At 44.9% G+C, this 25,641-nt stretch carries 20 protein-coding genes and 14 tRNA genes; 4 read left to right on the top strand and 30 right to left on the bottom strand.

The features are described from left to right. Nucleotides 1-4: 4 nt before the first annotated feature. The gene (locus QWZ07_RS23520; RefSeq protein WP_017107440.1) at nt 5-1,396 is read right to left on the bottom strand and encodes a replicative DNA helicase; all 1,392 of its coding nucleotides are present in this window, start codon (nt 1,394-1,396) and stop codon (nt 5-7) included. Nucleotides 1,397-1,572: 176 nt separating this feature from the next. Between QWZ07_RS23520 and QWZ07_RS23515 the strand changes: the two genes are divergently transcribed. After that, nucleotides 1,573-2,454: a DUF481 domain-containing protein gene (locus tag QWZ07_RS23515; RefSeq protein ID WP_065104317.1), complete on the top strand. Its 882-nt coding sequence runs from the start codon at nt 1,573-1,575 to the stop codon at nt 2,452-2,454. 199 nt (nt 2,455-2,653) lie between these two features. Here QWZ07_RS23515 and rplI read toward each other — a convergent pair whose 3' ends face one another. From rplI to rnr, 5 genes are all read right to left on the bottom strand, one after another. Next, nucleotides 2,654-3,103 (bottom strand): 50S ribosomal protein L9, encoded by a 450-nt coding sequence (rplI, locus tag QWZ07_RS23510; RefSeq protein ID WP_017107439.1) that lies wholly within the window; start codon nt 3,101-3,103, stop codon nt 2,654-2,656. 38 nt (nt 3,104-3,141) lie between these two features. Next, nucleotides 3,142-3,369: a 30S ribosomal protein S18 gene (gene rpsR / locus QWZ07_RS23505; RefSeq protein WP_000090472.1), complete on the bottom strand. Its 228-nt coding sequence runs from the start codon at nt 3,367-3,369 to the stop codon at nt 3,142-3,144. 132 nt (nt 3,370-3,501) lie between these two features. Further along, nucleotides 3,502-3,915, bottom strand: coding sequence for a 30S ribosomal protein S6 (gene rpsF / locus QWZ07_RS23500; RefSeq protein ID WP_004735855.1), 414 nt, complete (start codon nt 3,913-3,915; stop codon nt 3,502-3,504). Between the two features lie 289 nt (nt 3,916-4,204). Continuing rightward, complete coding sequence (gene rlmB / locus QWZ07_RS23495) at nt 4,205-4,945, bottom strand: 23S rRNA (guanosine(2251)-2'-O)-methyltransferase RlmB (protein ID WP_004735856.1); 741 nt, start codon at nt 4,943-4,945, stop codon at nt 4,205-4,207. Between the two features lie 158 nt (nt 4,946-5,103). Then, a complete protein-coding gene (rnr, locus tag QWZ07_RS23490; protein WP_017107438.1) occupies nt 5,104-7,605 on the bottom strand; it encodes a ribonuclease R in 2,502 nt (833 codons plus the stop codon). Between the two features lie 247 nt (nt 7,606-7,852). On the opposite strand from rnr, the gene QWZ07_RS23485 reads away from it, so the two are divergent. Then, entirely contained in the window at nt 7,853-9,262 is a 1,410-nt protein-coding gene (locus QWZ07_RS23485) for an amidohydrolase (protein WP_192854054.1), read from the top strand. Nucleotides 9,263-9,416: 154 nt separating this feature from the next. Here the strand turns inward: QWZ07_RS23485 and motX are convergent, their stop codons facing one another. After that, nucleotides 9,417-10,052, bottom strand: a complete 636-nt coding sequence (motX, locus tag QWZ07_RS23480; RefSeq protein WP_017107437.1) for a flagellar protein MotX — start codon at nt 10,050-10,052, stop codon at nt 9,417-9,419. Nucleotides 10,053-10,350: 298 nt separating this feature from the next. Next, nucleotides 10,351-11,667 carry an adenylosuccinate synthase gene (locus QWZ07_RS23475; protein ID WP_017078237.1) on the bottom strand — a complete coding sequence of 439 codons (1,317 nt, stop codon included), beginning with the start codon at nt 11,665-11,667 and terminating at the stop codon, nt 10,351-10,353. A gap of 172 nt (nt 11,668-11,839) precedes the next feature. Here QWZ07_RS23475 and QWZ07_RS23470 point away from each other — a divergent pair, with 172 nt between their 5' ends. Further along, nucleotides 11,840-12,028 (top strand): DUF2065 domain-containing protein, encoded by a 189-nt coding sequence (locus QWZ07_RS23470; RefSeq protein ID WP_010434105.1) that lies wholly within the window; start codon nt 11,840-11,842, stop codon nt 12,026-12,028. Between the two features lie 171 nt (nt 12,029-12,199). Here the strand turns inward: QWZ07_RS23470 and hflC are convergent, their stop codons facing one another. The 8 genes from hflC to tsaE all read right to left on the bottom strand — a co-directional run bounded on the left by hflC (nt 12,200) and on the right by tsaE (nt 21,759). Beyond that, entirely contained in the window at nt 12,200-13,177 is a 978-nt protein-coding gene (gene hflC / locus QWZ07_RS23465) for a protease modulator HflC (protein ID WP_010434102.1), read from the bottom strand. A gap of 2 nt (nt 13,178-13,179) precedes the next feature. Further along, nucleotides 13,180-14,382, bottom strand: coding sequence for an FtsH protease activity modulator HflK (hflK, locus tag QWZ07_RS23460; RefSeq protein WP_017107434.1), 1,203 nt, complete (start codon nt 14,380-14,382; stop codon nt 13,180-13,182). 27 nt (nt 14,383-14,409) lie between these two features. Beyond that, nucleotides 14,410-15,717: a ribosome rescue GTPase HflX gene (hflX, locus tag QWZ07_RS23455; protein ID WP_017107433.1), complete on the bottom strand. Its 1,308-nt coding sequence runs from the start codon at nt 15,715-15,717 to the stop codon at nt 14,410-14,412. 44 nt (nt 15,718-15,761) lie between these two features. Beyond that, nucleotides 15,762-16,025 carry an RNA chaperone Hfq gene (hfq, locus tag QWZ07_RS23450; RefSeq protein WP_192854053.1) on the bottom strand — a complete coding sequence of 88 codons (264 nt, stop codon included), beginning with the start codon at nt 16,023-16,025 and terminating at the stop codon, nt 15,762-15,764. A 192-nt stretch (nt 16,026-16,217) separates the two neighbouring features. After that, nucleotides 16,218-17,150, bottom strand: coding sequence for a tRNA (adenosine(37)-N6)-dimethylallyltransferase MiaA (gene miaA / locus QWZ07_RS23445; RefSeq protein WP_102279161.1), 933 nt, complete (start codon nt 17,148-17,150; stop codon nt 16,218-16,220). A gap of 141 nt (nt 17,151-17,291) precedes the next feature. Continuing rightward, complete coding sequence (gene mutL, locus QWZ07_RS23440) at nt 17,292-19,532, bottom strand: DNA mismatch repair endonuclease MutL (RefSeq protein WP_192854052.1); 2,241 nt, start codon at nt 19,530-19,532, stop codon at nt 17,292-17,294. A gap of 50 nt (nt 19,533-19,582) precedes the next feature. Continuing rightward, on the bottom strand, nt 19,583-21,301 hold the full coding sequence (locus QWZ07_RS23435; RefSeq protein ID WP_192854051.1) for an N-acetylmuramoyl-L-alanine amidase: 1,719 nt from the start codon (nt 21,299-21,301) through the stop codon (nt 19,583-19,585). Beyond that, nucleotides 21,295-21,759 carry a tRNA (adenosine(37)-N6)-threonylcarbamoyltransferase complex ATPase subunit type 1 TsaE gene (gene tsaE / locus QWZ07_RS23430; protein ID WP_004735870.1) on the bottom strand — a complete coding sequence of 155 codons (465 nt, stop codon included), beginning with the start codon at nt 21,757-21,759 and terminating at the stop codon, nt 21,295-21,297. Before tsaE ends, QWZ07_RS23435 begins: the two co-directional genes overlap by 7 nt. 240 nt (nt 21,760-21,999) lie before the next feature. Between tsaE and queG the strand changes: the two genes are divergently transcribed. Beyond that, nucleotides 22,000-23,142 (top strand): tRNA epoxyqueuosine(34) reductase QueG, encoded by a 1,143-nt coding sequence (gene queG / locus QWZ07_RS23425; protein ID WP_192854050.1) that lies wholly within the window; start codon nt 22,000-22,002, stop codon nt 23,140-23,142. 611 nt (nt 23,143-23,753) lie between these two features. Here the strand turns inward: queG and QWZ07_RS23420 are convergent. From QWZ07_RS23420 to QWZ07_RS23355, 14 genes are all read right to left on the bottom strand, one after another. Continuing rightward, nucleotides 23,754-23,829, bottom strand: a tRNA-Gly gene (locus QWZ07_RS23420). Nucleotides 23,830-23,888: 59 nt separating this feature from the next. Continuing rightward, nucleotides 23,889-23,965 (bottom strand) — tRNA-Met (locus tag QWZ07_RS23415). 88 nt (nt 23,966-24,053) lie between these two features. Beyond that, a tRNA-Gly gene (locus QWZ07_RS23410) sits at nt 24,054-24,129 on the bottom strand. 59 nt (nt 24,130-24,188) lie between these two features. Then, nucleotides 24,189-24,265, bottom strand: a tRNA-Met gene (locus QWZ07_RS23405). A gap of 51 nt (nt 24,266-24,316) precedes the next feature. Beyond that, a tRNA-Gly gene (locus QWZ07_RS23400) sits at nt 24,317-24,392 on the bottom strand. 59 nt (nt 24,393-24,451) lie between these two features. Continuing rightward, nucleotides 24,452-24,528 (bottom strand) — tRNA-Met (locus tag QWZ07_RS23395). Nucleotides 24,529-24,598: 70 nt separating this feature from the next. Next, nucleotides 24,599-24,674: transfer RNA gene (locus tag QWZ07_RS23390), tRNA-Gly, on the bottom strand. A gap of 59 nt (nt 24,675-24,733) precedes the next feature. After that, a tRNA-Met gene (locus QWZ07_RS23385) sits at nt 24,734-24,810 on the bottom strand. Nucleotides 24,811-24,846: 36 nt separating this feature from the next. Further along, nucleotides 24,847-24,922 (bottom strand) — tRNA-Gly (locus tag QWZ07_RS23380). Between the two features lie 59 nt (nt 24,923-24,981). After that, nucleotides 24,982-25,058, bottom strand: a tRNA-Met gene (locus tag QWZ07_RS23375). Nucleotides 25,059-25,143: 85 nt separating this feature from the next. Next, nucleotides 25,144-25,219 (bottom strand) — tRNA-Gly (locus QWZ07_RS23370). 58 nt (nt 25,220-25,277) lie between these two features. Continuing rightward, nucleotides 25,278-25,354, bottom strand: a tRNA-Met gene (locus QWZ07_RS23365). Between the two features lie 51 nt (nt 25,355-25,405). Beyond that, a tRNA-Gly gene (locus tag QWZ07_RS23360) sits at nt 25,406-25,481 on the bottom strand. 59 nt (nt 25,482-25,540) lie between these two features. Continuing rightward, nucleotides 25,541-25,617 (bottom strand) — tRNA-Met (locus QWZ07_RS23355). Between the last annotated feature and the right edge of the window lie 24 nt (nt 25,618-25,641).

Genomic DNA, 25,641 nt, shown 5'->3' with positions numbered 1-25,641 from the left:
TAACTTACTCATCATCAAATGCAGGTCCTGCATAGTTATCAAATCGGGAGTGTTGACCTTGGAATGTCAAACGAACCGAACCGATAGGACCGTTACGTTGCTTACCAAGGATGATCTCTGCGATGCCTTTCAGTGAACTGTCTGGGTTATAAACCTCATCACGATAGATAAACATGATCAAATCGGCATCTTGCTCGATAGAACCTGATTCACGCAAATCCGAGTTTACTGGGCGCTTATCAGCACGTTGCTCTAGGGAACGGTTAAGCTGAGAAAGTGCTACAACCGGCACGTTCAACTCTTTCGCAAGGGCTTTTAGGGAACGCGAAATTTCAGCGATCTCTAAGGTACGGTTTTCAGATAGTGAAGGTACACGCATCAATTGAAGGTAATCTATCATGATCATAGAGATACCATCATGCTCACGAGCGATACGTCGAGCACGCGAACGCACCTCTGTAGGTGTTAAGCCTGAGCTATCATCGATATACATATTCTTCTTATCCATCAGAATACCCATACTCGATGAAATACGCGCCCAATCTTCATCATCCAATTGACCAGTACGAATCTTGGTTTGGTCGACACGAGAAAGTGACGCAAGCATACGCATCATCAGCTGTTCGGCTGGCATCTCAAGAGAGAAGATCAGAACCGGCTTGTCTTGTTTCATCGCCGCGTTTTCACATAAGTTCATCGCAAAGGTGGTTTTACCCATCGATGGACGCGCAGCAACAATAATTAAGTCAGAACCCTGTAGGCCTGCCGTTTTCTTGTTGAGGTCGTTGAAGCCAGTATCGACACCAGTCACACCATCTTGTGGCGTTTTATATAGGATTTCGATACGTTCCAGAGTCTTCTCTAGAATGCTATCAACGTTTTGTGGACCTTCGTTTTCACTTGCTCGGCCTTCTGCAATCGCAAAGACCTTACTCTCAGCCAGATCAACAAGCTCTTCCGATGTACGGCCTTGAGGATCGTACCCTGAATCGGCAATCTCATTCGCCACACCAATCAGGCTACGTACCAATGCACGTTGCGCCACGATATCTGCGTAAGCGTTTATATTCGCCGCACTTGGGGTATTTTTAGCAAGGTCGGCAAGGTATGCAAAACCGCCAACTTCTTCGAGCTGCTCACGCAACTCTAAATGTTCAGAGAGTGTAATAAGATCCAGAGGAGAACTTTCTTCAAGGATATCTTTTACTGCTTCGAAGATCAGACGGTGAGGGCGACTGTAAAAGTCCTTGCTCACGACTTTTTCTGAAACCGTATCCCAGCGTTCGTTGTCCAGCAACAAACCGCCGATAACAGATTGCTCAGCTTCTAATGAATGTGGTGGGACTTTGATGGCGTCCACCTGATCGTTGGCTGATTTCTGACTTCTGGTATCCACTATGACTACACTCAATAACTAATAATGATCGTTCATTATACCCAAGAACATGCATTTGTAATGCAATCCTCGGGGATTGTTTTATTCTTCAGTAAGAATTTACCTATTGCTGACGGAATTAACCAAGGGTAGCATTACGATCCTTCCATTCATTCACTGTATAACTAGAGGTATGTGTGTCCAAATCATTGGCTCTGAGCACTGGTATTTTAAGTATTGGTCTCTTGAGCACTCCTTTGGCCTTAGCGGATGATGCTAAAGCCTCTGTTGATGCAATCCTCGACTCGATAGTAGTACCAGAACCTGCTGCTGAGCCGATCGTTGTTGCACCGACACCTGAAAAAGATATGGATATCGCACCGAGTGATACGAGTGACACAGAACTGCCTAACCCGTTAAAGACTGAAGTCGAATTTGGATATCAGTCGCATACTGGTAATTCTGATTCTCGATCGTTAAATGCCCGCCTAAATGGTGAGTATACGACTGGCCGTCATAGAACCAGTGGCGAATGGAAATACTACAACCTCTACAAAGATGGTGAAGAAGACAAAAGGCAATCGACTTACTCGGCTCAGAGTGACTATAAGTTAAGTCCAAAAACCTACCTCTACGGCAGCTTCAAAGGTGTCGACTCACGTTATAGCGCTTATTTTAAGGACTATACCGTTTCTAGTGGTTTGGGTTACCAATTTTCAAATACAGAAGAATTTGTGTTGGAAGTCGAAGTGGGCCCTGGTTTTCGTTACCAAGAACCGAATCTCGATGAATTAGACGACGATGACATCATCTTTCCTGAGATTGTTGAGGAAGCCATTTTCCGTGGCAATGTGAACACATCATGGCAAGTATTGAAGAATTTACAGCTCAAAGCCGATGTGACGTTAGTATCTGGTCACAGTAACCTGAAATTTGATACTGAATTAGAAGCGATCAACGATATTACTGACAATATTGCACTGAAGATTGCTCATTCTCGTCAGTACCACGATAAGGTACCTAATGGATTAAGCAAAGAAGACTCTGTGCTGTCGATTAACCTGCTCTTTCAATTCTAGTCTCAGGAGCAGTTCTAATCTTAAGGCCACTTCTAACCTTGAGAACGACCTGTTCAGCAATAAGAGCTTATGGATCACTGTAAGCTTTTTACCTACTGCAACCATCCCTTATGTTTTCCTATATTTCAGACATAAAAAAACACCAGCCGAAGCTGGTGTTTAAAACTTTCAAAAGAAAGAATTCGTCTTGGTACTGAAATTACTCAGCAACGATCGTGATTTTCGCAGTAGCAAAAACTTCAGAGTGAAGTTGGATGCTTACTTCGAATTCACCGATGTTACGTAGAGCGCCTTCAGGTAGGCGTACTTCGCTCTTAGCTACTGCAACACCTGCCGCTGTAATAGCGTCAGCGATGTCACGAGTACCGATAGAACCGAATAGTTTGCCTTCGTCACCAGCTTTAGAAGCGATTGTAACGCCTTCTAGAGTGTTAACTGTCTCTGCACGAGCTTCACAAGCAGCTAGTTGCTCAGCAACTTTAGCTTCTAGTTCAGCACGACGAGTTTCGAACATAGCAACGTTTTCTTTAGTTGCCATAACTACTTTACCCTGTGGGATAAGGAAGTTACGAGCGTAACCAGATTTAACGTTTACTTGGTCGCCAAGGCCACCTAGGTTACCGATTTTATCAAGTAGAATAACTTGCATTATCTTAGTCCTCTTAAACTATTATTAACTATTACCGATTACTGATGCTTGTCAGTGTACGGTAGTAGAGCTAGGTAACGAGAACGCTTGATAGCGCGAGCTAGCTGACGTTGGTATTTAGCACTTGTACCAGTGATACGGCTAGGTACAATTTTACCAGCTTCAGTGATGTAGTTTTTTAGAGTTGCTACGTCTTTGTAGTCAATCTCTTGTACGCCTTCTGCAGTAAAACGGCAGAATTTACGACGACGGAAGAAACGAGCCATGGGCTATCTCCTGATCTAAATTTAATAATGCGGTATTCACACAGGCTTATAAATAAGCGTAAGCAAATGCTTGTAGTGGAAATACCTAAACGAGTTGAATAAAATTTAATGACCTAAAAGGCCAAAAAAGAATTACTCAGCAGCAGCTTCTGGCTTAGCTTCTTCTTCACGACGTGGTGCACGTTCTTCACGGTCATCACGACGAGGAGCACGCTCTGCACGCTCTTCTTTTTGCTTAAGCATGATAGATTGCTCAGTCACAGCGCCTTTAGTGCGCATGATCATGTTACGTAGAACTGCATCGTTAAAACGGAAAGCAGTTTCTAGCTCGTCCATCACTTCTTGGCCAGCTTCAACGTTCATAAGAACGTAGTGAGCTTTGTGAAGTTTGTTGATTGGGTAAGCCATTTGACGGCGGCCCCAGTCTTCTAGACGGTGGATAGTACCACCAGCTTCAGTGATTGAACCAGTGTAACGCTCGATCATGCCAGCAACTTGCTCGCTTTGATCAGGGTGAACCATGAATACGATTTCATAATGACGCATTTGGTTGCTCCTTACGGATTATTAGCTTCCACGAAAGGCTCGGTCGTCCAAGGGAAGCAAGGAACTAAAGAAAAATGACCGAGTTTTAAGGACGGCAAATATTATAGAAAGAACCCGGTATTGGCAAGTGGTATTTGGTGAATAATGAAACAGTTTTTCTTTCGCCATCTAGCCATCTGACAAACCAATAGGCTCCGTCATAATTACCTAAAAAGAAACGCCCAACAGCAAGTAGTGAGCGTTAATAAATTCATAGACTTAAGTCGTTTAGGCTTTGTTAAGTCGAACGTTACTGAGCTAGACGCTGACGTACCGCTTCAAATAAACAAATACCAGAAGCCACTGAAACGTTTAGGCTCGACACGCTGCCTGACATTGGAATCTTAATCAGGTCATCACACGTTTCACGCGTTAAACGACGCATGCCGTCACCTTCAGCACCCATCACAACAGCAAGCGGACCAGTCAACTTCGCTTGATAGATATCATGCGTTGCTTCACCTGCGGTACCGACAAACCATACACCTTGCTCTTGCAGTGCTCGCATTGTGCGAGCCAGGTTAGTCACTCGTACTAGCGGAACCGTTTCTGCAGCGCCACAAGCAACCTTACTTACTGTTGCCGTTAGCGGCGAAGAGCGGTCTTTAGGAACGATAACAGCGGCCACACCTGCGGCATCTGCATTACGTAAGCAAGCACCTAGGTTGTGAGGGTCTGTTACGCCGTCTAGAACCAACAGCAGAGGCTGTTCGTGCTGCGCAAGGATATCGTCTAGGTGGGTTTCATTAAGCTGCTTAGCAGGCTTCACCTTAGCAATAAGACCTTGGTGATTTGCACCTTGTGCTTTTTCATCAAGTGGCTTGCGGCCCATTTGTTGAATCGACACGCCAAATTGCTGCAGTTGATTCAATAATGGAAGAAGGCGATCGTCTTGACGACCTTTAAGCACGTACGCTTCAATAAAGCGCGCTGGATCTTTTTCTAGTACGGCTTTCACCGCGTGAATACCGTAAATAAATTCGTTACTCATTGTCTCTGGTTACTCTTATTGCTCAGAGGTGAAGGCATCAAACCCGATGCACCCATCTCTGTGTTGTTTATTTCGAGAGCATGCATCTTCCGCCTGATACTCTCGCATTTAAATTCGTTAGACGTTTAAGCCCTACTAGTCACTGTGATGACGATAGCTTAAGACTTATCAGCCTTTGGCTTACGGCTTGCTGCGCGCTTTTTCTTAGCACGAGCTTTAGCAGCACCGGTTTTATTCGCTGGCTTTTTCTTCTTAGCTGAGCTTTCGCTACTTCCATCTGGTCGTTTAGTTGGTTCAACCAAAGGCGTTGCAGGTACGCCCGGCTTATTGCTCTTCACCGCTGAACGCTTCTTGCTTTTCGCCTTTTTCATCGCTTCAGCTGCACGCTTCTTGGCTGTTTTACCTTTACCACGCGGCTGACGGTCGGTGTCTTCTAAATCAAAGTCGATTTGACGAGTTTCTAAGTTAACCGCCGAAACCTTCACTTTAACCGAATCACCCAAGCGGTAGATATTACCAGAGCTTTCACCAACCAAACGCTGACCAACAGCATCAAATTGATAGTAGTCATTCGCTAGCGCAGAAATATGTACCAGACCATCGATGTGCAGTTCAGTTAGACGCACAAAGAAACCGAAGCCAGTCACGTTGGCAATCACGCCATCCATCACTTCACCGACATGGTCTTGCATGTATTCACATTTCAGCCAGTCGTTCACTTCACGTGTAGCATCATCAGCACGACGCTCAGTCATTGAACACTGCTCGCCGTAGAAGTCCATATCATCGAAAGTGTAGTGGTAACCACCAGTTGGCGTCCAACGTTCGCTGTTACGGCCTTCTTCTTTCGCAATAAGGTACTTAATCGCACGGTGCAATAGCAAATCTGGGTAACGACGAATTGGCGAGGTAAAGTGAGCATAGCGTTTAAGAGCTAGACCAAAGTGACCCGCGTTATCCGCGTTGTATACCGCTTGCTTCATTGAGCGCAACAGCATAGTTTGGATTAATTCACGATCTTCACGTTCGTTAATCTGTTGCATCAGTTGTGCATAATCTACCGGAGATGGCGACAAGCCACCTTCTAGCGTTAAACCTAATTCACTTAAGAAGCTCTTAAAGCCCATTAAGCGCTCTTCACCCGGAGTATCGTGAACACGGTACAGCGCAGGCTCTTTGGCTTTTTCTACGTAAGATGCCGATGCGATATTCGCAAGAATCATACATTCTTCGATGATCTTGTGTGCATCGTTACGAATTACTGGCTCAATACGGTCAATCTTACGATCCGCATTGAAGATAAACTTAGTTTCTACCGTTTCAAATTCAATCGCACCACGTTCGTCACGCGTTTTCTTAAGCACCTTGTACATCTTATGAAGCTCTTCAAGATGTGGTACTTCTGGTTCGTAACGTTCACGTAATTCTTCATTGCCATCTAAGATCGCGCCTACTTTGTTATAAGTAAGACGAGCATGAGAATTCATTACCGCTTCGTAGTGCTTGTAACCCGACAGTTTACCTTTGTCTGAGATAGTCATCTCACACACCATACACAAACGGTCGACTTGAGGGTTCAATGAACACAAACCATTTGAAAGTACTTCTGGCAGCATTGGGACAACTTGTGACGGGAAGTATACCGAGTTACCACGGTTAATCGCTTCTTTGTCTAGCGCCGTATCTGGGCGAACGTAGTAACTTACGTCAGCGATCGCTACCCATAAACGCCAGCCACCGCCTTTCTTCGCTTCACAATAAACCGCATCATCGAAGTCACGCGCATCTTCGCCATCAATCGTAACCAATGGCAGTTTGCGTAGATCAACACGTCCTTCTTTTGCTTCTTCAGGAACATGTTCACCAAGATTTTCGATTTGCTTATCTACCGCTTCAGGCCACTCTTGTGGGATCTGGTGAGTACGGATAGCAATCTGCGTTTCCATACCCGGAGCCATGTTTTCACCAAGAACTTCGGTCACTTTACCCATCATGTTACGAGAACGACCACCGCGATCCGTAATTTCAATCACAACCACATTACCCATTCGAGCACCGCCTTTATGCTCAGTAGGGATCTGGATGTCGTGACTAATACGCGAATCATCAGCAACCACGTAAGAATGGCCATATTCTAAGAAGAAACGACCAACAAGTGGGGTTGTGCGCTCTTCAAGAACACGAACCAAACGACCTTCACGACGACCACGCTTACTGTTGTCAGTAGGCTGAGCCAGTACGTAATCACCGTGCATGATGGTTTTCATCTGATGGTGTGGCAACAAGATATCGTTATCTTTACCAACGCTTCCATCTGGGCGAACCCAACCATGACCGTCTTTATGACCAATCACATAGCCTTTAATCAGTTCCATCTTCTCAGGCAATGCGTAGCACTGACGACGAGTAAAGATAAGCTGTCCATCACGCTCCATTGCACGTAAACGACGACGCAGCCCTTCGTATTGTTCCTCTCCAGCCAGACCCAAAGCTTCGAATAGATCGTTACGGTTCATTGGAATATTCGCTTCAGTTAGAAACGAAATAATGAACTCTCGGCTTGGTACTGGGTTTTCGTAATTTTTCGACTCTCGGTCGGCAAAAGGATCAACAGTGGTTGTCGCTGTCGTGTTTTCTGACGTTGGTGTGTTTTTTGACATAGGCGGGCCTGCTTAAGCAAGGAAGGTATATACCCCTAGTATATCTGATGCTAGGGGTAACCTACAGATATGCTTTGGAAAACCCTCAAATAACCTCAGATTGATACATATCTTCACTTTGTGAAACATCGCTTCATAGACGTGGACTATCATCAAAATTTTAAGCAAACGATAAAACAAACGTTTGCGCCATGAATGAAATACACTATTATCCACGCACTTTACCAACTCCTGTTCTGAGTATGATATGAAACTAAAACGCACCTTATTGGCTTCAGCAATGGCAAGCCTAGCTCTATTTCCATTTGCTAGCTCGGCAATGGAAAAAGCTGACCTGATGATTACCGATGCGATGGTTCTGACCATGAACCAAGACAAAACGGTTTATGAAAGCGGTACTGTTGTCGTCAAAGACAACAAAATCATTGCGGTTGGTGATGCTTCACTAGAGAAGCAATACCAAGCTAAGCAAGTTTTAGATGTTGATGGTGATATCGTGATGCCGGGTCTCATCAATACTCACACTCACGTATCGATGACGGTGTTTCGTTCATTAGCCGATGATGTGCCAGACCGACTTCACCGTTATATCTTCCCTCTAGAGAAGAAGTTGGTGTCACGAGACATGGTACGTATTGGTGCCAACCTAGGTAACGTCGAAATGGTAAAAGGCGGTGTGACCACTTACGCCGACATGTACTATTTCGAAGATGAAGTAGCGAAAACCGTCGATAAGATCGGCATGCGTGCCATCTTAGGTGAAACAGTGATTAAGTTCCCTGTAGCCGATGCAGCTAACGCCGAAGAAGGCATTAAGTACGCATTGAACTTCATTGAAGAATACAAAGATCACCCGCGAATCACACCTGCGTTTGCCCCACATGCGCCTTACACCAATACCACTGAAGTCCTGCAGAAAATATCTAAGCTCTCTCTAGAGTTAGATGTACCAGTAATGATTCACCTTGCAGAATCACACCGTGAAGAAGAGAAAATCGCAGAGCGTTCAGAAGGACTTTCTCCAGTTCAATACATGGACAGCATCGGTGCATTAAACAAAAACTTGGTGGGTGCACACATGATCCTAGTAGACGATCATGATATCGAACTGGTGAAAAAGTCAGATATGGGCGTAGCGCATAACATGAGTGCCAATATCAAATCCGCGAAAGGCGTATCCCCTGCGCTTAAGATGTACGACGAAAACGTTCGTATTGGTTTAGGTACCGATGGCCCAATGTCTGGTAACACCCTGAGCACCATTGATGAATTCAACCAAGTGGCTAAAGTTCACAAGCTAGTCCACAAAGATCGTGCAGCAATGCCACCGATCAAAGTGATCGACATGGCGACAATGGGCGCAGCAAAAGCGCTACACATGGAAGATAAGATCGGTTCTCTTGAGGCAGGCAAGCTTGCCGACATCATAGTGATCGATACTAAAGCGCCAAACATGATTCCGGTCTACAACCCATACTCAGCTTTAGTTTACTCAGCTAACTCTGGTAACGTTCGCCACACCATCGTCGATGGTAAGGTCATCATGCAAGATCGCGACATGCTAACCGTCGATGAAGACAAGATTCGTCAAGAAGCACTCGATTTCACCAAAGTCGTTCGTAAAACGGTAATTGAATCTGGTGAAGTTGTTCAATAACGTCACCGAATGAGATAAACGGTTTTCCGTTCAGATCAAAAAAGGCCTCATAGGTATTTACCTACGAGGCCTTTTCATATCGATATCTTTCTAGTTCAAGATAGATGATTAACGAGTGCAGTCGTTAGCCATCAACCTTAATTTACATTCGTAATTACCAGAACACATCTCGGCGTTTTGCTCGAGCAATAATATTGTCTGGCATTCTCCGCTCCAAACCGCTTCGAAGCACAGTAATACGTTTGTGTTGCCTATCATCTGCTGTCACCGAGTTGTATAACCAGCGGTAAGCATCTTCATAATCTAACGGGCTACCGTAATCACGAAGTAAAAGTTCGGCTAAGTGAATGCTTGCACTTAGGTTACCCATAGAGGCCGCTTCACGTAGGTACGGAATTGCACGCTCTTTGTCTTGTTGAACCAAGGTTCCACGAGAATAATAACGACCCAGTTGCTCTAGTGCTGCGGGTAAACCTTGATGCGCTGCGTTTTCCATATAGTAAAGACCAAGCTCTACATCTTGTGGAACACACACACCCCACGCCAGCATATCACCGTATAAAAACTCATAAGAAGGCAAGCTAATACGCGTTGCACGAGCAACGATATCTTCTACCAGCTGGCACTTATCCGCTTTCACACGCTCTAGATGTCGATTATTTTCGATTAATTTAATCAGTTCAGCTTCTGTATATATTGGAACGGGCTCTCCCACATCAGCCAAATTTGCATGACTCAAGGGTGAGCTCAGCGCCATTATTAATGAAGCTGCCACAATTCGTAGCTTCATACCTGCACTCAATTATCTGTCGCTAAAGTTATCTATTTTTTATTGGCTACCGAGGTAGACGACCAAAAATAGGGTGAACTTCACTTTCCATGATATCTGTATCGGCAACAACCTTGATGGCTTTAGACAAAACTTGCCGCTAATGGGCAATATTTTGCCTGATGACGCTTAAAAGATCACCATCAAAGAGTGAGTGGCTAAATTGCAGGTATTAAAAAGCCGACTTAAGAAAGTCGGCTTTTAGAAACGATTTAATTATCAAAGCACTGTTAGTGCTGTGGTAATCACTCAGTAGGCATTATGCGCCGTATGGGTGAACCTTGATGATAGTTTCGTTACGATCTGGGCCAGTTGATACGATATCAATTGGAACACCAGTTAGGTCTTCGATACGCTTGATGTAATCTAGAGCAGCTTGTGGAAGCGCGTCGATAGATTTAGCACCAAATGTGTTTTCAGACCAACCAGGCATTGTTTCGTAGATTGGCGTCGCTTCTTCGAATGACTCAGCAGCCATTGGAGAAACTTCTAGGATAGAACCATCTTTCATCTTGTAACCAGTACAGATTTTTAGTTCTTCTAGGCCATCTAGAACGTCTAGTTTAGTTAGACAGATACCTGATAGAGAGTTGATTTGGATTGCACGACGCATAGCGACAGCATCGAACCAACCAGTACGACGTAGACGACCAGTTGTTGCGCCAAACTCGTGACCAACATCGCCTAGGTGCTTACCAACTGGGTCTTGCTTCTCAAGGCCATCGTATAGCTCAGTTGGGAATGGACCTGAACCAACACGAGTACAGTAAGCCTTAGTAATACCAAGGATGTAACCGATATGACGAGGACCGAAACCAGAACCTGCAGCAACACCACCAGCAGTCGTGTTAGAAGACGTTACGTATGGGTAAGTACCGTGGTCGATATCTAGTAGCGTACCTTGAGCACCTTCGAACATGATCTTGTCGCCGCGCTTACGTGCTGCGTCTAGTTCGTCAGTTACGTCGATAACCATCGCAGTTAACATGTCTGCGTAGCTCATCGCTTGCTCAAGAACTTCTTCGTAGCTTACTGTTTCAGCTTTGTAGAAGTGCTCTAGTTGGAAGTTGTGGAATTCCATAACTTCTTTTAGCTTCTCAGCAAATGCTTCTTTATCGAAAAGGTCACCAACGCGTAGACCGCGACGAGCAACTTTATCTTCGTAAGCAGGACCGATACCACGACCCGTTGTACCGATAGCTTTAGCGCCACGAGCGATTTCACGCGCGTTGTCGATTGCAATGTGGTACGGAAGAATTAGAGGACAAGCTTCAGAGATGAAAAGACGCTCACGTACTGGGATACCGCGATCTTCAAGAGGTTTCATTTCTTTAAGAAGTGCGTCAGGCGATAATACTACACCATTACCAATAACACATTTAACGTTATTGCGTAGGATACCTGATGGAATTAAGTGAAGAACGGTTTTTTCACCGTCAATTACAAGTGTGTGACCTGCATTGTGACCGCCTTGGTAGCGAACCACGTATTTTGCATCTTCAGTTAAAAGGTCAACGATTTTACCTTTACCTTCATCACCCCATTGGGTGCCTAGAACGACTACGTTATTTCCCATCTTTCCAATTTCTGTTGCTAATTAAAAATGGATTCTAGCACTGAATCACACTTCTTGCAGTCACTTTTTGTTCATAAACGTTAACGCTGTACAAAAATAAACCAGCCATAACTGGGGGCAGATGTGTAAAGATACTGATATCATTGCTTTTTTACAGATAAAAGGCAGAACCATGTCTCAATCAATTTGGCTCGCTATTGGGCTCGTACTTATTGTTGAAGGGCTCGGCCCCTTGATTGCACCCAATGGCTGGAGAAACATGGTCGCGCAACTGAGCGAGCAACCAGACACGCAACTGCGCCGCATTGGAGGCTGTCTTGTGGTGGCTGGCGCGGTTATCGCTTTCATGACCTACCGCTAGGTTTCTGTAAGTAGAATGCTATTAAGTGCCTTCCCTCGCGCCCAATAGTGAATCCACAAACATGTCTCCTCCTGAAATAAGTCATAGAAAACAAAAAGGCTCCCACAATGGGAGCCTTTTAAATTTTAACGTATTTTGCTTATTGAGCTAAGCATTCGCTAACGCATCAGATTATTTTGCTGGAGCGCCACTTGCTTGATTCATGTATTGGAAGAAGTCAGTCTTCGGATCCAGAACTAGAATGTCGCTCTTATCGCTAAATGATGTCTCATAAGCTTGCAATGAACGCATGAAGCCATAAAACTCAGGGTCTTTGCTAAATGCATCAGAGTAGATCTTCGCTGCTTCTGCATCAGCATCACCACGAGTGATTCGAGCTGTACGGTCAGCTTCAGCAAGAACTGTTGCCACTTCTAGCTCAGCTTGAGCACGGATAACTTCCGCTTTCTCACGACCTTGTGAACGGTGTCTACGAGCAACCGACTCACGTTCTGCACGCATACGGCGGTAGATAGATTCACTGATTTCGTCAGGAAGGTTAATCTTCTTCATTCGGAAATCAACAACTTCAACACCTAAATCAGCCATCGCACTTTCTGCCGTTCCAGACAAAACGTTTTCCATGATCTTATCGCGTTCGCCATCAACTTCTAGTGCTTCTGCAGCCGCTACCGTTGTGACAACTTCGCTATCAGCAGAGTCTGGCAGGATGTCCTTATTACGAGGGCCTGACACGATCTGCTTAATTTCACGAGAACCAATTTCAGAACGAAGAACATCTGTCACTTTACGCTCAAGAAGTGCTTCTGCCGTCATGATATTACCGCCGCCGGTACTCAGGTAAAAACGTCCAAAATCAGCAATACGCCATTTTGCGTAGGTATCAATTAGAACGTCTTTTTTCTCTGATGTTACGAAACGGTCAGAACGACCATCCATCGTTTGAATACGAGCATCAAGTACTTTTACGCGATCAAACATAGGCAGTTTAAAGTGCAGGCCTGGTTCATAGATTCGTGATACGCCGTTGTCATCGAGAACTCGACCAAAACGAATTACCATGCCACGTTCGCCTTCTTGAATCACAAACAGTGACATCAATAGAAGGGCAATCGTCACAACTAATACAGGGATCATTAATTTACGCATTATTAGTATCTCCCTTGGCGTGAACTGTCTGAACGAGTTTGAGTGCTAGGCTTAGGATCCGCTTGAGTTTCTAACTCAATTTGATCGTAAGTTGATGATGCTTTTGCAGGGCGAGTGCCCGACTGAGAACCACCTTGTGCGCCTAGCTTATCAATTGGTAGGTATAGCAAATTACCGCTTGATTCAGAATCAATCAGGACTTTCGATGTGCTTGAATACACTTTTTCCATTGTATCAAGGTACATACGGTTACGTGTTACTTCAGGAGCTGCTTGGTATTCAGGTAGCAGTTTCTCGAACTGAGCCACTTGACCTAGAGCACCATTAACTGTGCGCTCTGAGTAACCCACCGCTTCTTTCTTCAAACGCTCAGCACGACCTGTTGCTTTTGGAAGAATGTCATTTCGGTAAGCTTCAGCTTCACGCTCGAAACGCTCTTCATCCTCACGAGCCGCGATAGCATCATCAAATGCATCTTTCACTTGCTCAGGTGGACGTGCTGACTGGAAGTTCACGTCAACAATCAGAATACCCATGTCGTAGCTATCAATAATACGGTTCAACGTTTCTTGAGTGCTTTGACGAATCTGCTGACGACCACTTGTTAGGATACTATCCATTAGAGAGTCACCAATTACCGCACGAAGCGCAGAATCGGTTGCTTGGCGTAAACTGTCGTCTGCATTCGTTACACGATACAAGTACTTGTATGGGTCAGAAACACGGTATTGAACACCCATTTCAACGGTCACAACGTTTTCATCTTTCGTTAGCATCGTGCCAGCAGCACGTAGAGAACGAATCGCTTGAACGTTTACTAGTTGCTCATCTTTGATTTCATCGATGAAGCGTGGGTGCCAGTTAAGACCAGGCTCTTCGATACGGTCGAACTGACCCAATCGAAGTACTACTGCTCTTTCTGCTTCGCCAACGGTGTAGAAACCAGCGAAGAACCAGATAGCAATCGCAATGACAGCAATGACACCAAAGCCAATCGCACCGCCACCACCGATAGATGGCCCGTTACCGTTGCCACCTTTTTTACCAAACTTGCCACCTAACTTTTGACTTAGTTTACTAAACACTTCGTCTAAGTCTGGCGGTCCTTGATCTCGGCCGCCGCGATTATTGTTCTTACCCCAAGGGTCATTATCGCGGCCGTTATTATCGCCGTTGTTGTTATTTCCAGGCTCATTCCACGCCATTAGAAAGCTCCATCATTTGATATGACGTTATACTGTAGCAGTCTCTTTGGTAACGATAAAGTCACCTAAGAGCGCCCCTTCTCTTTTTTCAAGTTTAGACCAATCTATTTGTTGCATTCGGATATCTATCAACAAGTTACCATTTTCATCATACTCTTCCTGTTGAATACATTTCATCTCGAAGAATAAGCTGCGAATACGGCCCTGATGTTGATGTGGAATACACAACCGGAATTGAACCATCTGACTCGCTAAACGCTCAGTTAAAGCTTCAAACAGCAGTTCAATACCTTCTCCTTCCATTGCAGAAACCCAAACAGCGCGAGGTGCGCCCTCTTCGTCTCTTTCAATTCGAGGTTTTTGGTCTTCCATGCAGTCAATTTTGTTCATGACTACAAGGGTTGGCACTTCATGAGCATCGATTTCTTCTAATACTTCATGAACAGCCTGAATGTTCTCACGAAAGCGGTCATCACTGGCATCAACAACATGTAACAAAATGTCAGCTTCCTGCGTCTCTTGTAACGTAGCCTTGAACGCAGCGACCAGATCGTGCGGTAGATGACGGATAAAACCTACGGTATCTGCGAGAATTGCAGGCCCGACATCTGCCAATTCAATCTTACGTAGTGTTGGGTCTAGGGTTGCAAACAGTTGGTCTGCTGCATAAACACCTGCACTAGTGATTCGATTGAAAAGTGTTGATTTCCCTGCGTTGGTATAACCAACCAAAGAAATTGTTGGGATTTCAGCTCGATTACGAGCACGTCGTCCTTGTTCACGCTGCTTAGCCACTTTCGCTAAACGACGTAATATCGCTTTTATACGGTCACGCAACAAACGTCGATCGGTTTCCAGTTGAGTTTCACCTGGACCACGAAGACCAATACCACCTTTCTGCCTTTCAAGGTGAGTCCAACCACGAATCAATCGAGTAGAGATATGACGAAGCTGAGCGAGCTCAACTTGTAGCTTACCTTCATGAGTTCGCGCACGTTGTGCAAAGATATCTAAGATCAAACCCGTGCGATCAATCACACGACATTTACACAATTGCTCGAGGTTGCGCTCTTGGGCAGGAGAGAGGGAGTGGTTAAAAATCACAATTTCAGCACCGGTTAGCTGAACAGCTTGTGCGATTTCTAGGGCTTTACCTTCTCCAACGTAGTATTTAGGGAGTGGGGATTGTCGGCTACCAGTAATCACTTGTAGCGTTTCTACCCCCGCTGAGGAGACCAGCATTTCACATTCGCTCAGGTCTTCCCATTCTCCCTCTTGCGTGAAGTTGATATGAACAAGTACGGCTCGCTCGCCGGATTCATAACGGTCAAACAAGCAACCAACTCCTTATTACAGCGCAAGCTGTATTATTTGAACGATTAATCTTCAGTCTTCTCTGGACGATCAGATGGCGCACGTTGCTCGCCGCTGTGGTGACTAACTGCACGAGCAGGAACCACAGTAGAAATCGCATGCTTGTAAACCATTTGGTTTACTGTGTTCTTCAATAAGATCACGAATTGATCGAAAGACTCGATCTGACCTTGCAGCTTAATGCCGTTAACAAAATAGATAGAGACTGGAATGCGCTCACGACGGAGTGCATTTAGGAATGGGTCTTGTAGCGATTGCCCCTTAGCCATTTTATTTTCCTTATTTATATTTTGTTGTAATTATTTAGCTAGTGGTGCACAAAAAGGTGCGGCCTTTGCATCTGAGCTAAACGAATAAAAAAACTCCGTTGTTATTGAAAGGCTGTGATTTTTAAAAGCCTCAATAACTGATCCTTTCCAGAGTATATTCACGCAAAAGCGATCACATTATACACAGCAATACTAATCAGATGCTATTGCATCTGAAAGAGTTTCTAACGCGTGTTCAATGTTTTCGCTATCTAACCAAGTTAAATCATCCCAACTGCGTAACCAGGTGATTTGTCGCTTGGCCAATTGACGGGTTGCACAGACACCACGGAAAACCGCTTCGTCTAAATCACAATTCCCATCTAAATAATCCCACATCTGCCTATAACCAACGCATCGAATCGATGGCAGTTCAGGATGAAGATCTTCTCTGGCGTACAACGCCTTCATTTCATCTTCAAAACCCGCTTCTATCATCTTCTCGAAACGCAGCTCAATGCGGCGATGGAGTTCTTTCCTTTCCTTGGGAGCTATTGCAAATTGTTTTACACGAAATGGCAGGCTATCGCCTTTCGTTTGAGTTAGCTCTGTTAATGTTTTACCCGAAATTCGATAAACTTCCAATGCCCTTGAAAGCCTTTGTGGATCATTTGGGTGTATTCTTTCAGCGGATACGGGATCTATCTCTCTTAATTGATCGTGCAATGCCTGCCAACCCTGTTCAATAGACTCCGCTTCAATCTGCTTACGAATCTCTTGATCCGCTGCTGGTAGTGGCGATAAACCTTCCAACAATGCCTTGTAGTAAAGCATTGTGCCACCAACAAGTAACGGGATTTTACCTTCCGCTACAATGGCATTCATTTCATTGATCGCATCACGACGAAAATCTGCCGCAGAATACGCTTCGCTTGGATCAAGAATATCAATCAAGCGATGAGGCGCGAGCGCAAGCTCTTCTGCATCCGGTTTAGCGGTGCCGATATCCATGTCTTTATAGATCAATGCCGAATCGACACTGATGATCTCTACCGGATACTTCTGACGTAAGCGGATAGCTAAGTCTGTTTTTCCTGATGCCGTTGGGCCCATTAAAAACAACGCTAAAGGTAATTTTTCAGTCATGATATTTTGTATTGGTTTCTCTGTTATAGCGCTTTATAGCAAAGGGCTTTCTTGTCGCAAAAATACGTATCGTTGCGAAGATAAATGTCGTCGCAAAAAGTTAAACCGTCAATAAACTTGAGTCTTTAAATCGATAAACAACTAAGCCATAAAAGCTGCGATGGTCGCTGAAAAGTCGATAGGATTAACAAATTCGGGATCATCTAATGGAAGTAGACCATGCCAAAGTTGCTCAAGTTCCCCAACTAGTTGAACCGCTTCAGATAAAGTGTAGTCGTTTTTTACTTGTGCTGTCTGAATCCCGATCCAGTTAACCAGTAATAGCAACGTATCGTTAGAAAAGCTGTGACCTTGAATCTCCGAGGCCTGAGCGTTTATTGAAGCCGCGTACGATAACAGATCTGGGATCAAAATTTGTAAGTTTTGCTGCCTCAAAGGAGAAGGCACTCCCATCACCATTATCGCTTCGTTATTCCTAGCTTTAAGCTCGATACCAAGCACGGACAGCATTGGGCTTAGCGCCTTAGCGACACCGACTAAATCAGCACCTAATTTGATTGATAAAGGCACCAACAGCGGCTGGCTTTTTAACGCCCCTTCTCGAGTGTCAAGTTGGCCAATCACACGTAGCAATTCCGCTTTGGCTAGAGACACCAATACGCTGCCGTTTTTGTTCCCCATCACAAGATACTGACGTTCCACTACCGAGACTGCTTTGCCTAAGTCCGTCACAGGTGCTCTTGGCTTTAAATGAACAGGATTCTGTTGAGCAGGCTTAGCTTCTTTGTTTTCTATGTTGTCTCTGGTTTCTACTGGTGCTACATGCTCTTGAGAAAGTGAAGGCTGTACAACTTGATCATCAAAATCTGGCGTTTTCAACAGCTCTTTATAGGCTTTCACTTCGCGCTTTGAAGGCGCGGGCTCAGCATGATGTTGGTTGGGTTCTTTTTCTTTTCTCGGAGCAGGTCGAGACTCTATCCACTCTTGACGAGGAGAACCTGTAAAGCTGGTTTCACGAGCCGACGAGCCTGTGCTAGCTGAACTCATGTTAGTTGACGAATCTAAGTTGGTTGAAGAGCCTCTGCTAGACGATGAACCTCTGTTTTCTGGTGAGCTATAGTGCTGCCCAGCATCATTAACGCTGTGCTGAGGGTTATCATAAACCTGCTCAGATTCGGCTTTTCTTGGGTAGGCTGGCGTCTGCTCAATGGCGTGTCGCAGCCTCTCAGAGATCTGTGTTTGATCCGAATGAGTCGGCGTTATACTTTCTGGCTCAGAAAAACTCGCAACATCCCCCGTTTCAGACATCGAACTATCTTGCTGATAATTAGGGGCTTCTGACTGATGAAAAGCCGATTGATTGATTGGCGCAGCATCAATTTGTTTACTTTGTGCTAAGCCATCACTCAATGCTTGGTAAATAAAGTCGTGCACAAGGCGGGCTTGATGGAAGCGCACTTCATGTTTGGCAGGGTGAACATTCACATCGACTTGATGCGGGTCTAGCTCAATGAACAACACATAAGTTGCAAACTGATCTGGGCGCAGGCTGGTCTCATAGCTTTGACGAATCGCATGATTGATCAGCTTGTCTCGCATCATACGACCGTTCACATAGCAGTATTGTAGATCGCTTTGTTGTCTTGCCCCTTCAGGCGTGGTGATCCAACCATGAAGTTTTAGACCTTGATGTTCTAGCTCAATCTTAAGCATATGACGAACAAAAGGATTGCCGCATACCGCAGCGATACGCTTTTCTGCTTGAACTTGTGTTTTTGCAGCGCGGTACTGACGAATCATCTTACCGTTATGACGAAGGTTGATCGTCACATCAAAGCGACTCAATGCGATACGTTTAAGCAGCTCATCAATATGCGTGAATTCGGTTTTCTCAGTACGCAAAAACTTGCGGCGTGCTGGTGTGTTGAAGAACAGGTCCAACACTTCAACCGAAGTACCAATAGGATGCGCGGCAGGCTGCAATTTCACCTGCATATCACGGCCTTCACTGTGTGCTGCCCAAGCTTGATCTTGAGTCGCAGGGCGTGAAGTCATGGTTAAGCGCGCAACAGAGCTGATACTCGCGAGCGCTTCACCACGAAAACCAAGGCTGACGATCGCCTCAAGGTCATCAAGGGTATGGATCTTGGAGGTAGCATGACGACTCAGCGCCAAGGCAAGCTCATCTTTAACGATGCCCTTGCCGTTGTCACGAACGCGGATCATCTTGGCGCCACCTTTCTCGATATCAATATCGATACGTGTGGCACCTGAATCCAAACTGTTCTCAACCAACTCTTTCACAACAGAAGCTGGTCTTTCTACCACTTCACCCGCTGCGATTTGGTTCGCTAACCGAGCTGGCAGTATTTTGATCGTCATATTTATAGCTACCTTACTGCCACTGATGGAAACATGTCTGCGTTAAAAGCTTATTTGTGCGGAATAATCAACACCTGACCCACTGCTAGGCTGTCAGATCGTAGCTTATTCGCTTGGCGAATGCTGTTGACGCTCACGCCGTATTTAGAAGCAATCTTACCTAGGTAGTCACCTCTTGCGACTTTATGTTTGCGCAGAGGGACATCTTTAACTTCAATCGTAATGCGTAGCTTCTGGCCGACTCTCACGGTTTCAGACTTCAAGCGGTTCTCACGTTTGATATCTGCAACTCGAACTTTATAACGGCTGGCTATCTTGCCTAGATACTCTCCAGACTTAACCGTGTGAGTGATGGTCTTAGTTTTCACTGCACTGCTTGATGACGAACCTGAAGCACTACTTGGGATCTTAAGTACTTGACCGATCGCTAGGCTGCTCGATTTCAGATTGTTGAGTTTCATCAAGGTCTGCGTCGACGTGCCATATTTACTCGCAATCACCGATAAAGACTCGCCACGAGAGACTTTATGTTGGCTCACACCACCGGTTGATGACGTTGCATTAGACAAGATAATCCCTTCAGGCGGGTTAGCCTTCAAATACTTAACGACCGCTTTAGTCACTGCTCGTGCTAATTTATCTTGATGCGAGCGTTGGAAAAGAAGCTTCTCTTCCGTCGGGTTTGAAATAAAGCCTGTTTCTACCAATACCGATGGTATCTGTGGTGAACGCAATACCGCCAAACTGGTATTGATTGGTTTGCTGTTATGAAGCTTAGCGACCTTACCCATCTCAGACAGAATCGTTGTTGCAAGCTTATAGCCCTCTTTTTGAGAGTGGCTGAACTGCAAATCAAGCAGAGTTTGGTTTACGTTTTTATCATCAATGTTGCCAGTGAAAGCTGCACCGCTACCACCGAGCAATTCAGACTGTTTCTCTTTGTTCTCGATCCAGCGCGAGATCTCCGTATTGGCGCGTCGAGTATTCAACACAAACACCGAACCACCTCGTGGTTGAGGAGTCGTAAACGCATCCGCGTGAATAGAGATAAACAAGTGAGCTTCATTTTCACGAGCAATCGCAACACGTCGGTTAAGGTTTACAAAGTAGTCGGCATTGCGAGTCATGCGAGTTTTGATCCCCGGGACCGCATTCAACTGTGCAGCAAGCTTGCGAGAAATACTCAGAGTCGCATTCTTTTCATACTTACGACTTGGACCAATAGAGCCAGGATCTTCACCACCATGACCAGGGTCTATCACAATCAGAATGTCTTTCTGACGTTTAACCTGATTAATATTTTTGCTAACTGTTGGCTTACTCGGCTTCGATGTTGCTCCCTTACTTGTCGCACCATGAGGGAAGTCAATCACCAAACGATGCCCATACTGACCACCAGGAGTCGGGCTCAATTTAAACAAATCGGCTTTAGAGGATTTCTTCAACTCGAAAACCAAGCGATAGGTATTTTTGTCTGGCGGGGAGCTCTTACGAACTTTCGACAGAACGGGGCTATCCTTCACCACAACAGGTAACTTGGTCGCAAGATTGGTATGTTTTAAATCGACAACTAAACGACTTGGGCTACTCAAAGTAAAATAGCTAAAATCCGCTTCTGATTTAAGGTCGATAACCACACGAGTTTCTTCAGGTGAAGGCCAAACCCTCAACCCTTTCAGTGAGTTTGCAGAAACAAGTGAAGAAAACAGTAAAGAAAAAACAGCAGCCATTACGGCTACTGATGATAAAAGGCGTTTAGAAATCAACATAACTCCAACTGACTAAGTAAGCGCTGTCCGTATTCACTATTAGCGGTTAAAGAAACAATACGGTGATCGTCTTGGTAACGAATATCAATATCCAAATCTGCTTCAGGTAGCATCCCATAACCTTTCTCAGGCCATTCAACCAAACAAATAGCGTCTGGAGTAAAGTAATCACGGATACCCATGAACTCTAACTCTTCAGGATCGGCCAAACGATAAAGGTCAAAGTGGTACACCTGCCAATCTGCAAGTTGATAAGGTTCAACTAGAGTATACGTTGGGCTCTTTACATTTCCTTGATGGCCAAGTGCTTTTACAAAGCCACGACTGAACGTCGTTTTTCCTGCGCCAAGATCACCATGCAGATAAATAGTCGTCTGCTGTGAGCAAAGATTAGAAAGCTCCGTTCCTAGTTGAATCGTTGCTTGTTCATCTTTCAAAGTAAATTGTTTCGTGCTCATGAATACGTTCTCTAAAAATCGATCGTTGACTATATAAAAATCAAAAGAACAAGAATAGTAAACCGTGATGCTTTTGGGAGACAAGCACTCAAGTGTAAGTTCTATGAAAAATACTGCTCAAAACACGTCTGTTCTGGTTAATATCGTAAAGATCCGTTAAGATCCGCCCCCATTTTTGCCGAACCTAATTTTAATTAGCCTTATCTCTAATTGTAAAACAGAGAAAATAAGAATTAAGCCATGAATCTAGACCATCTTGCTGAACAAATTAAAATCTGGGGAAAAGAGCTCGGCTTTCAAAAAGTTGGCATCTGCGATGTCGATTTGAGTGAACACGAAGCCCCTCTTCAAGCATGGCTAGATGCTGGCAATCACGGCGAGATGGATTGGATGGCTCGGCATGGAATGATGCGTGCGCGTCCAGATGAACTTCACCCAGGGACCATTCGAGTAATCAGCGCTAGAATGAATTACCTACCACCAGAAGCTCAGTTTGCATCCAACCTAAACGATACCACTCAGGGCTATATCAGCCGTTATTCTTTAGGCCGCGATTATCACAAATTGTTCCGTAACCAGTTGAAAAAGCTGGGACAAAGAATTGAAAAAGAAGTTGAGGGATTTGACTCACGTCCTTTTGTGGATTCAGCGCCTATTTTAGAAAGGCCATTAGCTCAAAAAGCTGGATTAGGCTGGACTGGTAAACACTCGTTAATTCTGGATAAAGACGCAGGGTCTTGGTTCTTCCTAGGCGAACTGTTGGTTAACATTCCTCTGCCAGTCGATACACCGAGTGTCGATGAGTGTGGGAAATGTACCGCATGTATCACATCCTGCCCAACGGGTGCCATTATCGCCGACGGTGTTGTCGATGCGCGTAAGTGTATTTCGTACTTAACCATTGAATACGATGGTGTGATCCCGGAAGAATTTAGAGACGCAATTGGTAACCGTATTTATGGTTGTGATGACTGTCAGTTAGTTTGCCCGTGGAATCGTCATGCCGAACTCACAGAGCAAACAGACTTTCATCGTAGAGAAGATTTCCAAGAGGCCGATCTCGTTTCACTTTCAAGTTGGGACGAAGCCACCTTCCTAAAGAAAATGGAAGGCTCAGCAATAAGGCGTATCGGACACACCCAATGGTTGCGCAATATCTTTGTTGCTATGGGCAATGCGCCATTTCAACAACGCATTATTGAAACACTAGAATCTCATCAAGGCAAAAACGACATGTTGGATGTGCATATTGAGTGGGCTTTGAATAAACAACTACAACAGTTACCCAACGCTAATGGCGTGCAAAAAAATAGCAGCAAAATCTCCACCAAAAAGCACCGACTAATACGCATTGTTGAGAAAGGCCTGCCAAGAGACGCCTAGCCCTTTAAGCACCAACGATTGGCTAATTAACCTGCCTAAATAGTCCAATATTTAAGACAACCCGTTGCACATAATATTAGAACAATGTTTGACCTTGTTCTCAATTTTGGCAATGTGGAAAAAATTAAAATATTTCGTAAACTTCCAACACCCGCATAAAGTTAAACACAAAGCCCATAAATGATTAAGATCAAAAAACAACAAGTTAACGATCTTTAGCTCAATCACAAGCCAAGTGACAATCCAATATAAAACAACAAGTTACAGAGAGTTGCGTTTTGCTAACGCATTGAAATAAAGAAAGATCTTTTTGAGATATGTAAAGAATTAAGTCTGAAATAACTTTATCAACCAAGTTATCCACACCTAACACTTTGTGGATAAGTCTGTTTATAGATGTGAAAAACCTCAAGTATCTGCTTCAGAGACCTGATGTTTGCTAGCATTCCAGTTGCTAAGAAAAATTTAAGACAAAAAAATATCCACCATGATGGAGGATTATTTTCTTTTTTGGGGGATTATGCTTCGCAGCATTAAAGAAAGAGCGTGACCGGTAAGGTCGTCTTTAAACGCTGTGGTTTAAAGAGTTTTGTTTACCATGAAGAGTAAACTGGAGCGATACATCGGGTTCGAACCGATGACCTCAACCTTGGCAAGGTTGCGCTCTACCAACTGAGCTAGTATCGCATAAGCTAACCGTTCATCTTTTCTGCTAAGAAGCAGCAAATTAACGTTTAACTGTAATGTGGTTGCGGGAGCCGGATTTGAACCGACGACCTTCGGGTTATGAGCCCGACGAGCTACCAAACTGCTCCATCCCGCGTCCGGATGTTTCTCTTTTCGCATCATTACCGTTTAAGACAATGAGACTAAACCATTTTCATTCTGAGCAAGGCTCTAACAATAGAATTTGGAGCGATACATCGGGTTCGAACCGATGACCTCAACCTTGGCAAGGTTGCGCTCTACCAACTGAGCTAGTATCGCATAAGCTAACCGTCCATCTTGTCTGCTAAGAAGCATCAAATCAACGTTCAACTGTAATGTGGTTGCGGGAGCCGGATTTGAACCGACGACCTTCGGGTTATGAGCCCGACGAGCTACCAAACTGCTCCATCCCGCGTCCGGATGCATTGTTTAAGACAATGAAACTGTTCTCTAAAAAGAGAGAATTTGGAGCGATACATCGGGTTCGAACCGATGACCTCAACCTTGGCAAGGTTGCGCTCTACCAACTGAGCTAGTATCGCATGAGCTAACCGTTCATCTTGTCTGCTAAGAAGCATCAAATCAACGTTTAACTGTAATGTGGTTGCGGGAGCCGGATTTGAACCGACGACCTTCGGGTTATGAGCCCGACGAGCTACCAAACTGCTCCATCCCGCGTCCGGATGCATTGTTTAAGACAATGAGACTAAACCATTTTCATTCTGAGCAAGGCTCTAAGAATAGAATTTGGAGCGATACATCGGGTTCGAACCGATGACCTCAACCTTGGCAAGGTTGCGCTCTACCAACTGAGCTAGTATCGCATAAGCTAACCGTCCATCTTGTCTGCTAAGAAGCATCAAATCAACGTTCAACTGTAATGTGGTTGCGGGAGCCGGATTTGAACCGACGACCTTCGGGTTATGAGCCCGACGAGCTACCAAACTGCTCCATCCCGCGTCCGGATGCATTGTTTAAGACAATGAGGCTTTAAATTGGAGCGATACATCGGGTTCGAACCGATGACCTCAACCTTGGCAAGGTTGCGCTCTACCAACTGAGCTAGTATCGCATAAGCTAACCGTTCATCTTGTCTGCTAAGAAGCATCAAACCAACGTTTAACTGTAATGTGGTTGCGGGAGCCGGATTTGAACCGACGACCTTCGGGTTATGAGCCCGACGAGCTACCAAACTGCTCCATCCCGCGTCCGGATGCATTGTTTAAGACAATGAGACTAAACCATTTTCATTCTGAGCACTTTCTCAAAGAGACAGCTTCTAAGAATAGAATTTGGAGCGATACATCGGGTTCGAACCGATGACCTCAACCTTGGCAAGGTTGCGCTCTACCAACTGAGCTAGTATCGCATAAGCTAACCGTCCATCTTTCTGCTAAGAAGCTTCAAATCAACGTTCAACTGTAATGTGGTTGCGGGAGCCGGATTTGAACCGACGACCTTCGGGTTATGAGCCCGACGAGCTACCAAACTGCTCCATCCCGCGTCCGGATGCATTGTTTAAGACAATGAAACTGTTCTCTAAAAAGAGAGAATTTGGAGCGATACATCGGGTTCGAACCGATGACCTCAACCTTGGCAAGGTTGCGCTCTACCAACTGAGCTAGTATCGCATAAGCTAACCGTTCATCTTGTCTGCTAAGAAGCATCAAACCAACGTTCAACTGTAATGTGGTTGCGGGAGCCGGATTTGAACCGACGACCTTCGGGTTATGAGCCCGACGAGCTACCAAACTGCTCCATCCCGCGTCCGGATGCATTGTTTAAGACAAT

Origin of the sequence: Vibrio lentus, from assembly GCF_030409755.1 — a bacterium.
Lineage (GTDB): Bacteria > Pseudomonadota > Gammaproteobacteria > Enterobacterales > Vibrionaceae > Vibrio > Vibrio lentus.
Note: the sequence above shows the minus strand (reverse complement) of the source record. Positions and strands in the feature narration are given on the sequence as shown.